12 protein-coding genes are annotated in these 15709 nt (G+C 46.8%); 9 read left to right on the forward strand and 3 right to left on the reverse strand.

Annotation, left to right across the window (positions count from 1 at the left end):
• Positions 1 to 5 precede the first annotated feature (5 nt).
• The 3 genes from PV783_RS16675 to PV783_RS16685 form a co-directional block, all read right to left on the reverse strand.
• Positions 6 to 446 (reverse strand): (2Fe-2S)-binding protein, encoded by a 441-nt coding sequence (locus PV783_RS16675; protein ID WP_079467821.1) that lies wholly within the window; start codon positions 444 to 446, stop codon positions 6 to 8.
• Between the two features lie 229 nt (positions 447 to 675).
• A complete protein-coding gene (locus PV783_RS16680; RefSeq protein ID WP_079467820.1) occupies positions 676 to 1713 on the reverse strand; it encodes a LacI family DNA-binding transcriptional regulator in 1038 nt (345 codons plus the stop codon).
• A 285-nt stretch (positions 1714 to 1998) separates the two neighbouring features.
• Complete coding sequence (locus PV783_RS16685; RefSeq protein WP_420988828.1) at positions 1999 to 2487, reverse strand: hypothetical protein; 489 nt, start codon at positions 2485 to 2487, stop codon at positions 1999 to 2001.
• Between the two features lie 351 nt (positions 2488 to 2838).
• On the opposite strand from PV783_RS16685, the gene PV783_RS16690 reads away from it, so the two are divergent.
• From PV783_RS16690 to PV783_RS16730, 9 genes are all read left to right on the forward strand, one after another.
• On the forward strand, positions 2839 to 3453 hold the full coding sequence (locus PV783_RS16690; RefSeq protein WP_420988829.1) for an RNA polymerase sigma factor: 615 nt from the start codon (positions 2839 to 2841) through the stop codon (positions 3451 to 3453).
• Positions 3454 to 3696: 243 nt separating this feature from the next.
• On the forward strand, positions 3697 to 4902 hold the full coding sequence (locus PV783_RS16695) for a FecR family protein (protein ID WP_420988830.1): 1206 nt from the start codon (positions 3697 to 3699) through the stop codon (positions 4900 to 4902).
• A 132-nt stretch (positions 4903 to 5034) separates the two neighbouring features.
• Positions 5035 to 8673, forward strand: a complete 3639-nt coding sequence (locus PV783_RS16700; protein WP_420988831.1) for a SusC/RagA family TonB-linked outer membrane protein — start codon at positions 5035 to 5037, stop codon at positions 8671 to 8673.
• 17 nt (positions 8674 to 8690) lie between these two features.
• The gene (locus tag PV783_RS16705) at positions 8691 to 10142 is read left to right on the forward strand and encodes a RagB/SusD family nutrient uptake outer membrane protein (protein WP_420988832.1); all 1452 of its coding nucleotides are present in this window, start codon (positions 8691 to 8693) and stop codon (positions 10140 to 10142) included.
• Positions 10143 to 10166: 24 nt separating this feature from the next.
• Positions 10167 to 11333: a redoxin domain-containing protein gene (locus tag PV783_RS16710; RefSeq protein WP_336385920.1), complete on the forward strand. Its 1167-nt coding sequence runs from the start codon at positions 10167 to 10169 to the stop codon at positions 11331 to 11333.
• A 2-nt stretch (positions 11334 to 11335) separates the two neighbouring features.
• Positions 11336 to 11902 (forward strand): TlpA disulfide reductase family protein, encoded by a 567-nt coding sequence (locus PV783_RS16715; RefSeq protein WP_079467813.1) that lies wholly within the window; start codon positions 11336 to 11338, stop codon positions 11900 to 11902.
• Entirely contained in the window at positions 11899 to 13458 is a 1560-nt protein-coding gene (locus tag PV783_RS16720; protein WP_420988833.1) for a S8 family peptidase, read from the forward strand. The genes PV783_RS16715 and PV783_RS16720 overlap by 4 nt, the downstream gene beginning before the upstream one ends.
• A gap of 331 nt (positions 13459 to 13789) precedes the next feature.
• Positions 13790 to 14368, forward strand: a complete 579-nt coding sequence (locus PV783_RS16725) for a Crp/Fnr family transcriptional regulator (protein ID WP_079467811.1) — start codon at positions 13790 to 13792, stop codon at positions 14366 to 14368.
• Between the two features lie 147 nt (positions 14369 to 14515).
• Positions 14516 to 15676 carry an iron-containing alcohol dehydrogenase gene (locus PV783_RS16730; RefSeq protein WP_420988834.1) on the forward strand — a complete coding sequence of 387 codons (1161 nt, stop codon included), beginning with the start codon at positions 14516 to 14518 and terminating at the stop codon, positions 15674 to 15676.
• The last annotated feature ends 33 nt before the right edge of the window (positions 15677 to 15709 follow it).

Here is a 15709-nt window from a genome sequence, read left to right on the forward strand (position 1 = left end):
GAGCGTTACGCTTTGCTGATGGCATTTATAATTCGAGGATAAACGCAGCAGCGGCAAATATTTCCCTGCATTGCTTCTATGATCTCCTGTCTGCCGGGGTTGGGATTTTTTGCTTTTAAAGCCACTGCCGAAATGATCATGCCTGAGCTGCAATAGGCGCATTGGAAAGCATCTTCATCAAGGAACGCCTGTTGTAAAGGATGCAGCTGGCCATCCTTTTCCAATCCTTCTATAGTGATAACAATTTTGTTTTCTACGCTTGCTACGGGGGTAATACAGGAAGGCGTAGCGTGACCGTCTATCAGCACCTTGCATGCACCGCAGGCGCCTTCTCCACAGCCGTATTTACTACCGGTGAGGTTTAAATTTACTCTTAAGGCATCAAGAAGGCTGGTGTTAGCCGGCACGTTTAGGGTATAATCTGTGCCATTTACATTGATTTTCATAAGAGATGATTTAGTATGATGGGAAAACCATTTTTATTCTGTCACTAAACTTAATCAAAATAGAGTACTTCTGCAAGCCAATTCAATTTGTTAGCGGAAAGGATCTTACAAACTGCTGCAGGATAAGATGGTGATTGATAAATCAGGATTTCTGTAGGTATATGCCAGCAAATACATAATATTCCCGGTATTCTTCATGGCTCCAGTTGCGCTTGATTGCCTGCCTGGGTTATCGCTTCAGTGGGGAAGAATAATGATGTAAAGAAGATTTTTTAACTACCAATTCAGGAGAGAGATTGACCTGGGACACCGCCTTATTGTGGGAAATATTATCAAGTAGTATCCTGGTTGCCGTTTGTCCCATTTCCTGCAGCGGTTGTCTGATAAAAGTAAGTGGCGCATAAAAGAACTCAAAGGCTTCGGTTTCGTCAATAACAATAATAGCAATGTCTTTTGGTACTTTCAGGCGTTTTTCAATGATATAGCGAAGAGCATGTATTGCAATCATATTGGAGGCCAATAGTAAGGTGTCTACCGGCTCCTGTTGGGAGAGAAGGCTGTTTACTGTTTTTTGAACTTCGGATTCCAGGTGATGTTCTCTAACAAGTCTAAGCTGCTTTTTGCCACCGGGGATTTTATGTTCCCTTAGTGCGGACAACCAACCACGGGTTCTTTCTTCAAGATGAAAATGAGTGCTTCGAAAATTGATCATGCCGATTCGTTTTCCGCCGGACTCGATAGCATGTTCTGTTGCCATGTAACCGGCCTGAAAATTATCGAGCGCAACATAACTTGATCGGAATTGAGGAAAATACCTGTCAAGTAAAACAAAGGGTACCTCTGTTTCCTTCAATTCCAACAACAGTTCTATTGCGTTCTCGGTAGGAGCCAATATCAATCCGTCCACGCCCCGGTTAATCATCTCATGGGCCAGTTTCCTCAGCTTTATATCATTTTCATCGGAACTGCCAAACAATACCGTATAGCCATTTTTATCAGCTTCGTCTTCAATAATCCTGGCAAGGGAGGCGGAAAAGGAGTTGGAAATATCGGCCACAATTAAGCCAATGGTAAAGGTTTTGCTCGTCTTTAAGCCTTTGGCGATTTGGTTAGTTCTGTAATTAAGTTCTTTAGCCACGGCTTTGATTCTTGCCGCTACCTCCTTGCTGATTCTGTCTTCTTTCTGATTATTGAGCACATAAGATACCAGGGCAGTGGAAACACCCACGCGTGTGGCAATATCTTTAAGTGAGGTTCTTTTTTTCATAAAACAGCAAAGTTCAGAAAGGTAAAATACCAAAGATAAAATCTTTTCATCTTTATTTAAACGTTTAAACGATTCGCGTCATTTTTATAACGATCTGTTTAGCGGTGAACCAACAGATGTTGTGGAATTTTTCTTTGGTGATTATGGAATCTGATGCCGTGCTATCTTGTTTAACGATGGATTTTATTAAAAACAAAACGGTCCTGATTGCAGGACCGTTCGTTTAACAGGCGGATAAAAAACTTAAAAATAGTCAACAGCGCTTTTTCTCCATTGGTTCCTGACTCAATGCTGAACGTCATCTGATGTACCAGATATCTTAGCCTGCAAACTCATAATTTTTTCCTCTACTTTAGCTATTTTCTCGGTCAGATGTGTAAGCTTTTGCCGTTCTTTTTGAAGCTTCCCCTCATATTCTTCTGCCTCTACGGTTGCCTGCTTGGCCGAACGGGCATCTTTTTCCGATCTTTTGTTTTCGCTTATGGTGCCGCCGACAGCCTTTCTGGCAGAATTTCGACTTTTTATTTGCCAATCATGGGAGGCCTCTATTGCCTTCTCCAACCCGATGGAATCCCTGGGAATTTGCAGCAGCAATTTTTCGCGCTGTTGTTTAAGGTCAGCTAAATCTTCATGTAAATCGCGTACTTGCTTTTGAATTCTGATCGGGTCTGTTTGATCCAGTTTGTTCTGTGCAACGCACATTGTTGCAGGAAATACAATGGACAGTACTAGCGAAGTAGTTAGTTTTTTCATTGGTTTAATTGTGTTATACATACTATATATATTGAATTTGGTCTGAAGGTCCCTACTCCGGGAAAGCCTGGAAACCTGTCTCTACATAATGCCTGGGCAATGGAGTCTCAGGTTTGTTTAATCGTTTAAACAAAATATGGGCCATTTTTGCTATATTGCATAATCATTATAAAAATGGCGCAATAAAATACTGTGCACATGGGCTGATTGTGCCATCAGGATTTTTTTAATATTATCATATATATAATGAAGTGAGGGCGGATTCTTCCCGCAAGGTGATGAAGTTCCAACCGGAGTGAATATGTGATTTTTGGAAATACTTTTCCGCTTTTTTGTATCTTTAATGCGGGAGTAAATCGACTAAACGTATTGTTGGAACTATTACCTAATACCGAAAAGGAACTGCTGCAACAGGTAGCATCCGGGAGCGAACAGGCATTTGGAACCCTGTTCAATGCGTACCGGAAAAAACTCTACACTAATATTTACCGGCTTACAGAATCCCGGGAGACAGCTGAAGATACTGTACATGAGGTGTTTCTTAAGGTATGGCTCAACAGGGCTACCCTTGGCACTATTGACAATTTTGGCGCCTACCTGCAACGGATGGCCCGGAATTATGCAGTCAGTGGATTTCGTCGCATGGCCAAAGAAGCGCTCATTTTATCTGAATTGAAGAAGGAGGAAGCCAACCAATCCTTCAGCGAACAGCCCGCACAACCTGAGCATCAGCTCATGAGTAAAGAAGTGCGCAATTTCATCCGGCAGGCGGTTGATAATCTCACTCCTCAGCAAAAGACAGTGTATCTGCTCAATCGTGAAGGAGGCTTGAAGACTGACGAAATTGCCCAACAGCTGGGGATATCAGTAAACACTGCCAAAAAACATTTGGCCGATGCCTTGCTTAATTTGCGCCGGTCTGTCAACGACGCTTATGGTCCTTATGCCATTGCGCTATTTGTGTTTTTCGATATTTACCGGCCCTGATGTGGCCTTATCGTGCAAAGCCTTTATTCTTCCCGTATTTCTTTTAATGTTTTTGATTTAATAAGTCTCTGACCAGGTAATTCCTGTTTCACATAGCAATACTTTCATCGTTGGATAGAGTCGGGACAACTCAATGATATATGTTAATTAAAAAAATATAAATCCTGTCTAATCCGAATTACTTTTCCGTGCGTCAATAATACAGAACGGCATATCTGTGACTTATTAAATAAAACCTGTGTTATGGCAGCAGATCGATTGAGCGAATTGTTTGAACGTTATCTTGCCAGAACCGCCAACCCCGCAGAGAAAGAAGCGCTGGCGGCGCTGGCACTCGAGGCAGAAAATGAAGAAAAATTAAAAGAACTGATAAGCCGGTCATGGGAACTGACCGGTGTAGAGGAGGATATGCCCGAAGCAGTGGCAGAACAGGTATTGTCGCGTATCCTGCATTATGAGGATACGCAGGTTCCTGCACGGCACGAAGTCGCGTCAGGCAGACCTGCAGGCCGTCGTATCTTCCTGCGTCGTTGGGAGCGTGCAGGAGTAGCGGCTACTATTTTCTTAATCGCAGGCATTGCCCTGTGGATGCTGGCAGTACGGCCATCCGGTTCACACCGTCATCAAAATGCTCAGTTGTCTGATCTGGCGGCGCCCAGTACGGTGAAGGCGATGATTACCCTGGCAGATGGGAAGCAGATCGCGCTCGACAGTGCCGCTAAGGGGCTGTTGGCCATGCAGGGTGATGTTGAAGTGGTACGGGAAGCCAATGGAGACATCCGCTATGCGGATAGCCAGCCTGCCGGAGGGGAGGTCACCTACAATACACTTTTCAATCCAAGAGGCAGCAAGGTGGCAGTCATTACCCTGGCGGACGGTACGCGGGTGTGGTTAAACAGTGAGTCGAGCCTCCGTTTCTACAGTGCAGTAGGGAAGGACGCGCGAAGAGTTGAGTTGAGCGGTGAGGCATACTTTGAAGTTGCAAAAGATCCAGGGCATGGCTTCATTGTATCTGCTGATGGAGTGAGCACGGAAGTACTGGGTACGCATTTCAACGTGAACCGCTACAGCGATGAGTCAGCCGCACGTATTACCCTGCTGGAAGGAGCTATCAAAGTGAAGCAGGGAATTGCCACTGCAGTATTGAAACCAGGGCAGCAGGCGAATGTGACCAGTAAGATTGAAGTGTTACCGCAAGTAGATACCGATGCCGCTGTTGCCTGGAAGAATGGGTTATTTAATTTCCAGGATCAGCCCCTGTCAACCGTATTGAAGCAGGTGGCCCGCTGGTATGACATCAACATTATCTATGAAAAGCAGGTGCCTGATATCATGTTCTTTGGAGAGATAGAAAGTAATGTGAGCCTGGCGCAGATGCTCCACTTCCTCGAACGTTCGGGAGTAAGGTTCACGATGGATAGTCAAAAGAAACAACTCATCATACACTAGACAGAGAATGCCTGCCATGACCAATAAAAAAAGCCGGAAGTGGGTCGAAACACTGCCGGCGGGAACCTGGTCATGACATAATACGTAAGTCCGCGAAGACTACTTATTTATCAACCAAATCATTGCAAAAGTATGGAAAGAAACGCTTTTTCTGAAGGCTATATTTTTTATGGCCTTAACCAACCAAAACGAATGGGAGACTGGCCGCACCTGGCCGCAATCCGTATTACAACCAAAGTGATGAAACGCGCTGCTTACCTTTTATTGATGTTGGTCTTGTTGGCCGCTGCAAGAGCAAAGGGTCAAACCGTTACACTTAAGGGCAGTGATCTCTCACTCCAAAAGGTGCTGAGTGCGGTCAAATCGCAAACCGGCTTCCGTGCATCCGGTAACAAGGAAGTATTTGCTATTGCAAAACCTGTCACCATTGACGTGAAAAAAATGGCGCTGGCAGATTTTCTCGAACTCATATTCAAAAACCAACCATTAACGTATGAGATGCTGGGTCGCAGCATTATTGTTTCCAGGAAGAATGCCGGCGTAACACCGGTTGGGCCACCGGCAATATACAAGGCTTCTGTAGAAATTAGGGGGCGGGTAATCAACGAAAGGAATGAACCTGTCCCCGGGGCTACCGTAGGAATTAAGGATGGCCCCTTTACGGTTGCTACTGACGACATCGGCGCCTTTAGCATCTTTACCGACAGGCCTGATGCCATGTTGGTCATCTCAGCCATTGGCTATCAACGCCGGGAAGTAAAGAGTAATCCTTCTCAGCCGCTGAATACAATTGTATTAAAAGTGCAGATTACTCAACTCAAAGGAGTAGTTGTTGAGCAGGTTAATACCGGTTACCAGCTGCTTTCTAAAGAAAGAGCGACAGGCGCATTCAGTAAGCCCGATATGGAAGTGGTGAAGAACCGTACCAGCACGATGGATATCATTTCGCGCCTCGACGGCCTGGTGCCCGGGTTGGTATTATCTTCCACCGGACAGTCCAACACCAGCCGCTATAATCATAGCACCACCCGCAAAAGCACCATCCGCGGTGAGTCGTCGGTTACGCTCCCCGGAGATCCGCTCTATGTGGTAAACGGGGTGATTGTGACTGATTTCAGTGCTTTGAATCCGGATGATATTGAAGATATTACCATCCTCAAAGATGCCGCTGCAGCGGCCATCTGGGGCGCGAGAGCATCTAACGGGGTAATCGTCGTAACCACTAAATCGGGAAATAAAAACAAGCGGCTGGCTGTAACCTACAGTGGCTTTATTAATTATTCCGGCAGACCTAACTACGGGAAGATCCCGATGATGAACAGCCGCCAATACATCCAGGCAGCCCGGGAAACATTCGACCCGGTAGAATATCCCTGGGCCAGCCTTACCTATGAGGTCATTGCCCCGCATGAACAGATTTTATACAATCAATATAACGGGCTTATTTCTGCAGATCAGGCCAATAAAAGCCTCGACAGCCTCGCATCTCTTAGCAATACCAGCCAAATCGAAGACCTTTGGCAAAGACCGGCCTTTACGACCAACCATACCGTATCAATTGGTGGCGGCAATAATACTTACAGCTTTTACGCCTCCCTCGGTTATACGGGTGTCAATAACAACAGCCCAGGTGACCAGGACCATTCTTATAAATTAAACTTTTCCCAGCAGCTCCATGTTGGCAAGCGGATAGATATCAGCCTGACTACCTCGTTGGTCAACAAGGTTAGCAGCAATAAAAACAACATTACCATTGGCAATGACTTTTTGCCCTATCAGTTGTTTAAGGATGCAGCAGGTAATCCACTTCCCATGAATTTTCTCAGCGGGTATTCAGATTCCCTGCGACGGGATTACCAGGACAGGAGCCAGATCAACCTCGACTACTATCCGCTTAGCGAAGTCGACAAAGGTAACGCAAAGCGAAACACCCTTTTTGCGAATGTAACAGCTAATATTGCCGTATCGATCTGGAAGGGACTGCGCTTCAGTGGCTCCTATGGCTATCAGACATCGCCTGGTACAAACACCAGCTATTGGGACAACAGCACGTATTCCCTCCGTCAAACTGCCCTGAGCCTAACCGAAGATGCAGGCCCCGGTGGAACGCCCATCTACCATTTTCCAAAGAATGGCGGGGTTTACATGACCGGAGAGAACAATAGTCGTAACTGGACGGTGCGCAACCAACTTATCTATGAAGCAAAACCGCGTAATAACCAGGATAACCTGTTAGTGCACCTCGGCCAGGAAACACAGGAAATGAGTGCCCATTCCAATACATCAACCTTACTCGGATATGACGAAGCTCTGGGCACTTATGCTTCCATTGATTGGGCGAGAATGCAAAACGGAATTCCGGGGACCATCACCGGTTATGGCTTTATACCTTATCAACCTTTCTTTCCATTGAAAGAAAAGTCCCGCTTTATCTCTTACTTTGGCCTTGCCAGTTATACCTTCAATCAGAAATACAGCGTGGATGCCAGCTGGCGGCAGGACTACAGCAGCCAGTTCGGTAGTGATCTGGCCAGCCAGGACAAGCCCGTTTGGAGCATCGGTGGTAAATGGCAGATCGGCAAAGAAAGTTTTATGCAACCACTGACCTGGCTCAATGAACTCGGTTTGCGCGGCACCTATGGGATCACGGGGAACTCGCCTTACATCGGTTCCGCTTCGACTTATGATGTGCTCAGGGTAATATCAGCCGCATCCCAAACAGGGCTGATTGCAGGGGACGCTCTTACGTTGGGGCAACCCGCCAACCGCGGTCTTGCCTGGGAAAGCACCCGTACTATCAATCTGGGCATTGACTTTAGTGTGCTTAACCGCCGGCTTGGCGGTAGCATCAATGTCTATCACCGCAAAACAAGCGACATGCTCGGATCTACATCCGTTAATCCCTTTAGTGGTCAACCCTCGATCATGGGCAACCTTGGTGAGATGACCAACAGGGGCATTGAAATATCCCTCACATCGAGCAATATTGCCACCAGGGATTTCCGGTGGACCAGCAGTCTCCAGTTTGGTTATAACCGTAACAAGCTAAACTCTTATACCAAGTTGCTTCCATTTATGAACACGGCATCTTTCAGGATGGGAGCGAGTTACCTGGTAGGGTATCCCATGAACCCTTTGTTTGCGTACCGTTTCGCTGGCCTTGATAATATGGGCGATCCGCAGATTTATACTGCCAAAAACGGTGTTACCAAGCAGCCTGGCATCGCAGAGGCTGATGATTTGGTATACATGGGAACACGTCAGGCGCCCATAAATGGAAGTATCAGTAACGTTATCGGATATAAAAACTTCAGCTTAACTGGCAATATCGTTTACAGCTTTGGCGCCAAAATGCGCGGCCCGGTCAATAGCCTGTACAGTGGCAGACTCGCCACCCGCAACAACTTTGGCGCCGCCAACTATTCAGTGCTCTTTATGGACCGCTGGAAGAAACCAGGTGATGAAGCCTTTACCAATGTACCGTCTTACGTAGCCAGTGCATCAACCAACTGGGGACGGCGTGATATTCAATATTATACAAATGGTGATATCAATGTAGTGAGCGCGTCCTATATCAAACTCCGTGACATAACGCTGAACTACAGCCTTTCTGCTGAAGTGCTTGAGATATTGAAAATACAGGCCCTTAACGTCTATCTCCAAACCAGCAATTTCCTGATTTGGACAGCCAATAAAGATGGAATAGATCCCAGCTGGCAAACCAGCACACCGCTGCACAGCTATTCGCTGGGAGTAAACCTTTCTTTCTAACAGTTAAACACAACATGATGAAAAAATCGATTCTATATATAATCATTCTCATCACATTCATCTCCTGCAAAAAGAGCTGGCTGGAAATAGTGCCTATGGGGCAGCGGGTGGCATCCAACATGAACGACTATGAGCTGCTGATGAATGATCCCGGTCTCTATTTATATGCCTCGTCCGGCGGCTGGCAGGAACCCATGTTTATGGGAGACGAAATCGCTGCTGAAGGCACCTTCTTTTTGAACCGTAGCTTCATTAAGGAAAGATTATTCCAGTGGGCCGATACCATTTATCTTACTACCAATGAGACCGGACCTGCTATCACCGTTCATAACAGTCAGATGTATAACCTCAATAAGGTTATCCTTGAAGTTATGGAGGCTGATGGAGGAACACTGCAACAGAAAAGTATCATCCGGGCCGAAGCACTGGCAACACGTGCCTGGAGTCACTTCAACATGGTAAATTATTATTGCAGGCCATATATAGCCTCAACGGCTGGAACTGATCCCGGTTTTCCGATGATCGATAAGGCTGATATCAATACGCCGGCTTATCCCCGGGGCACCCTGCAACAATCGTATGATTTTATTATCAATGACCTGAAGGAAGCGATTAAAACCCTGCCTATCAAACGTGCCATCGCTACACGTATGAGTAAACCTGCTGCCGAAGGACTACTGGGGAAAGTATATCTTTTTATGGGCAAGCCGGCAGAGGCCCTGCCTTACCTGCAAAGTGCCCTTAACCAGGTAGCTGCAAGTGGCAGCCCGTTGCTCTACAACTTCAATGAGACGCTGGCGCCTGGAGGGGCATTCCTGCCAATAGATCCGATGAATGGGCCGCGCTCTCCCGGGCAGAATCCGAGTGACATTCAGGAGGCGTTGCTATCTAAAGTCTGGAATTGCGGGCCCTACACCCAGCTGAGCAACAGTGGCTTAGTGCTGGCGCCACAAGCGGTTGCACTGTACGGTGCAAATGACCTGCGTCTGAAACTCTACACCAGCCGCAATCCTGACAATACGCCCAATGCGGCCGGCAGGCTGCGTAAGTATGGTGTACAATATGCGCGATTTGGCTTGCAGTTGCCAGAACTTTATTTACTCAGCGCTGAGTGCAAAGCACGGAACGGTGACCTGACCGGTGCTGTAGCTGATGTTGAAACCCTGCGCAAAAACAGGATGCCTGTGGCCGATGCAACAGTGCCTGCAGCTACTGCCACTAACCAGACAGCACTGGTAAAATTCATCATCGACGAACGTATCCGTGAATTTGCTATGGAAGGCTATCGCTGGTTTGATATGCGCCGCCTGTCGGTAGACCCTTTATTTACCGGCATCAGCTTTAAGCATAGCCTTTACAATGCCAATGGATCAACCACTGAATACACACTTTCATTACCTAACCGCCTTGTGTTAAAGTTTCCAAGGAACATCATGGATGCAAATCCGGATATGGCAAACAATCCTTAAAAAAAAACTAAAATAGAATAAATCATGATGACACTCAGACACGTGTTAGCAGGCAGCGCCATGCTTACACTGACCGTTGTATCCTGCACTTTGTATGCACAGCAACTTCCGTTCAAAATTGAAGGACAAATGGGCAAAGACCAGCAAGGGATGCTCTCCATCCGTTATGAGAGCATGCATACGCTTGTCCAGGACTCTGTAAAAGTTAGCAATGGCGCTTTCCAGTTCAGTGGACAACTCCAGGAACCTGCAGCCGCCTCACTCACTTTCATCCCGGAGAATAAGTCGGTCAGGGGGCAGTTCAAGGAGATTTTCCTGGATCCGGCTACCACCATTTCCATGAAAGGAGACTCTAACCTGCTGAGCACGCAGGTGAAAGGCGGTCCATCGCAAACAGATCTCGATGCGCTTTTCCTTCAATACAAGCCTTTGCAGGAAAAAGGACCTGTTTTGGAAAAGCAGTTTAAAGAATATCAGGAAGCAGGGGATGAGGAAAATATGAAACGCGTGGGCCAGGAATTACAGGCCTTGCGGGTAAGGCGCCGCGAGATCCAGATAGCATTTGCAAAAAGTCATCTTAACAGCTTTGTAGGTTTCAGCCTCTGGGCAAGGCAGGTAGATGGCTTTATTAAAGACCCCGTTAAGCTGGAAGCAGAATTTAACACCTATTCTCCAGCCGTCCGCAATACGCCCAGTGGCAAGCGGGTGGCCGCCAGCCTTGCTATCGCGGGGAAGTTGCTTCCAGGAATACAGGCGCCGGACTTTACACTGAACGATATCAGTGGAAAGCCCGTTACACTTTCTTCCCTGAAGGGAAAAAATGTTCTGCTTTGGTTTTGGAGCCGCAATTTTATTCCTTTCGAGCCTTTTAGCTTCGCCATCAATAAAATAAGCCGGCAGTGCAAAGATGATAACCTGGTGATCGTGTCTGTGTACTGTGATAGCGACCAACAGCGGTGGTTAACCGAGGTGGAGGAAGCCAGCTTCCAAACACCCAATATCATTAACCTCATCCACCCGGTAAGATTGACAGCGGAAGCTGATACCACCACTGTGGGAAAGGCATATGACCTTTCGATGGGCATGATTCCTCACAGCTTTCTTATCGGCACCGATGGAAAGATCCTGGTGCGGGATGTCAATTTTCTTTCCGAACCAGAACTCGAGATAAAAAAAATCATAAATAAATAATCATGAAAAAAATCCTATTGACCGGTGTGGTGATCATAGCGCTTGCTCAAATCCTCAGTGCGCAGAAGCTGTATTCCTTCCTCGACAACGGTGAACCAGTTAATAAGTATCCGGCGGTAACCTGGCTTAAAGAAAGTGGCATTACCAAATTTGAGCAGGATAAGATCTATGTGATTGAGCTATGGGCAACGTGGTGCAAGCCCTGTATCAAATCCATGCCGCACATGAGTGAACTGGCCACTAAGTTTAAAGGTAAGATCACCTTTATCTCCCAGGGAGTTTGGGAAAGTGATACAGCCAAAGTGCGGCAGTTTATCACGGACCACGCTGCCTTTTTCACTAACAGCATGGTTGCCTTCGATGGAGGAAAAGATAAAGCAGACTTTGATAGAAACTGGCTGAAACCTTCCGGCACCATCGGTATACCACGCACATTCCTGATCCGCAATAATAAAATTGCATGGATCACCGATCCTTTCGTGTTGACGGACGAGCATCTGCAAATGCTCGTGGAGGGTAAACTGACAGCTGAAACAGCCAAGGCGATCGTTCAAAAAAACAAGCAATGAAAAAAATCATACTGACACTGTTGCCGGGCTTTTGCCTGGCAACAGCTTCCGCTCAGCAAGGCTGGCAGCATAAAGACCTATCGGCAGACAGCCTTTTTGGAGTCAGCACTGCCAAAACTTATGAGCTGTTGAAAGGAAAGAAAAGTAAGACTGTGCTGGTGGCAGTTATAGACTCCGGCATTGATTCTACCCATACCGACCTAAAAGCCGTTCTGTGGCAAAATCCCCGGGAGAAAAGGAACGGAAAGGATGATGATAAAAATGGGTATGCCGATGATACCTATGGATGGAGCTTCCTGGGTTCTGCCAAAGGCAATGTGCAATATGACAATTCGGAGCTGACCCGCCTGGTCCGCGAAGGCCAGCAGCAGTTTCCTGACCTGAACAACCTGCCAGCCGACACCAACGGCCTGGCCTTGTATAAAACACGGCGCCAGCTATGGCAAACACGAATGGTAAAGGCTAAACAGCAGTTAAGAGGCATTACCTATGCAAGGCAGGTGATCGACAGCATCCTGCACACCATCGGTAAACCAGAGCCCACCAGGGAAGATATCCTGGCCATACAAACCAATACGATGGAGCAGTCCTCCTTAAAGTCGATGCTGCTGGCCAGAAGCCGGGAATATCCCAGCATTTCTGCCTTCCTGAGCAAAGAGATCTATGGTGCATTGGAGCACAGTAAAGCTGAAGTAAACTATACATTGAACCTGGACTACGACCCACGAGGGATAGTGGGCGACAACATTACCGACCTTACCGAAACGCGGTACGGTACTGCTGACGCTATGGGACCCGGTGCCAGTCATGGTACACACGTAGCCGGCATCATTGGCGCGGTGCGTAATAACGGCGTTGGACTGGACGGGGTAGCCGATAATGTTCGGATCATGAGTATCAGGGCAGTACCAGACGGAGATGAGCGCGATAAGGACGTAGCGAATGCTATTCGATACGCTGTTGACAATGGCGCCCGTGTTATCAACATGAGCTTTGGAAAACATTTTTCACCGCACAAGCCCCTGGTAGACGAAGCCGTTAAATATGCCATGAAAAAAGATGTGCTCCTCGTTCATGCTGCCGGCAATGATGCCCTGGACCTTGACATTGAGGAGAACTATCCCAATCGCGTGTATGCCGACGGTAGCGGACAGGCTGCAGCGTGGCTGGAAGTGGGCGCTTCGGGTCCCAGATTAGGAGAAAGCCTGCCCGCCAGATTCTCTAATTACGGACATCACACCGTGGATGTATTCGCACCAGGCGTAGGCATTTGGTCATCTGTTCCCGGCAGTAAATATGATAATATGGACGGGACCAGTATGGCGGCGCCGGTAGTAGCTGGCATTGCCGCCCTTATCCGGTCCTATTATCCTGCGTTCTCAGCTTTGGAAGTAAAGGAAATCATCATGGAATCGGTAGTAAAATACAACGGGCCCGTACTTTCCCGCAAGAATGGACTTCAAAAAATCGCTTTCAGCGAATTGTCTATTAGTGGTGGTATTGTCAATGCCGCCAGGGCAATTGAACTGGCCGCTGCCCGGGCAGCAAAGCAGTAATGGACTAACCCGGAATATTTTGTTATCAGGCGGCCCTGTGCAGTACTCAGCGGGCTGCCTCAAATTCTGGTTGAAGTAGCCGGACATATTTCCAATGCCCGGATAAAAAAAGCAGCCCATCAGGAGCTGCTTTTTTTATCCGGGTTCTTCAGCGCTTATAGCGCTTTAAACAGCAACTTTGTCAAGGGTGCTGCCGAAGACTGATACTGATTTTTTGTTATTGTTTTCATACTTTATTTTCTTTGTGTAAAGTTCATTTCGGGTGGCCAATGGTGTAATAAGCCCGATCACAGTTATCCTGTGAGGCACATCACATTCAAATAACGTCTTTATGGAATATACCTTTCGCAAGCAGATAGAAAGAATTGTATCGCTTACTGACACAGAGTTTGAGTATGTACTTTCATTTTTTGTCAGAAAAAAATATAAAAGACATCAATTTGTAATACAAGAGGGAGACCCGGCGAATTATGAATATTTTGTGCTTTCAGGATTGTTGAAATCCTATATCCTGGATGAAGGCGGAAAAATGCATATTCTGCAATTTGCGATGGAAGACTGGTGGTTATCTGATTACACAGCGTATCTGACTGGTATGCCTGCTACTACTTTTGCAGACTGTCTGGAAAACAGTGAGCTGTTGGGTATCACCAAGGAGAATAAGGATAAACTATGCAGTGAAATGCATAAGATGGAACATTTTTTCAGGGTGAAGTCCAACTACGGCTATGTTGCTTTGCAGCGCCGTATATTATCGCTGCTCTGCAATGATGCGCAGGCAAAATACAGGCAGTTGTTTGAGTTATACCCTTCCCTTTTTCAGCGTGTACCCAAAGCATTGCTGGCATCTTATATCGGCGTGTCCAGGGAAACCTTAAGCAGGCTAACAATATCTCCTGATCAGGATTGAGACGGAAGTCCGCCGTACCGCCACATCCCGCCCGGATGTGCGCTATGTCACATTTAATTAGTGAGTTGAAACATTTTATAAAGATTAGCAGCGGTCTACTTTTGTAGACTTAAGATAAAACACATATCGCTGCTAAATCATTATATCATGTTAAACTTTGAATATTTCAATCCTACCAAATTGATTTTTGGTAAAGGGCAGATAGTAAGGCTGGCAGAATTGGTTCCCGCGAAAGCCCGTGTACTGCTGCTTTACGGCGGCGGTAGCATTTTCAGGAATGGTGTGTATGAGCAGGTGAAAGAAACTCTGAAGTACCATGAGATAATTGAATTCGGCGGAGTGGAGCCCAATCCGCATTTTGAAACACTCATGAAAGCCGTGATGGTGGCGCGGGAACAACAACTGGATTTTATCCTGGCTGTAGGAGGAGGTTCCGTTATCGATGGCGCCAAGTTTGTTTCAGCCGCCATAAAATTTGAAGATGATCCCGTAAACCTGTTGCGTGGACAAATACAGATAACGGATAACGTGGTGCCGCTGGGAACTGTGCTCACTTTGCCCGCAACCGGTAGTGAGATGAATGCCGGTTCTGTGGTGACAATTGCTGCTACACAGGAAAAACTTTTTTTCGCAGGACCTGCTCTTTTCCCTCAATTTTCCATCTGTGATCCTGGCGTGGTAGCATCCCTTCCTCCAGCACAAATACAGAACGGTGTGGTGGATGCCTTTACACATGTCATGGAACAATATCTTACGTATCCCACTTCTGCTTTTTTGCAGGACAGGATTTCCGAAGGCATTTTACAAACCCTGATCGAAACCGGACCTGAAGTTGTGAAACATCCCGGTGACTATGAACTGGCTGCTAACCTGATGTGGTGTTGTACAATGGCCTTAAATGGCCTTATACAGAATGGAGTGCCCACCGATTGGGTAACTCATCTTATCGGTCACGAACTTACGGCGCTCTATGGCATTGATCATGCACGTACGCTGGCAGTGATTGGTCCCAATCTTTACCGGGTGATGTTTACAGATAAGAAAGAAAAACTGGCCCAGTATGGCCGGCGTGTTTGGGGACTGAAAGGGGATGATATCAATACCCTGGCCCAACTGGCCATTATAAAAACGATAGACTTTTTCCATGAGATGGGTGTGGATACGCAGCTTTCGGGTTATACCAGCGACTATGCAAAATCTGCGGATATCATCGTTGAACGTTTTGAACAGCGCGGGTGGATAGCCATTGGCGAAAGGCAGCATGTTACGCCTGATAAAGTGAGAGAGATTGTGGAGGCAAGTTATTAAAAACAGTTTTCTTCTATAACCAACCATTAAGAA

The organism is Chitinophaga sp. CC14 (genome assembly GCF_048957795.1).
GTDB lineage: Bacteria > Bacteroidota > Bacteroidia > Chitinophagales > Chitinophagaceae > Chitinophaga > Chitinophaga ginsengisegetis.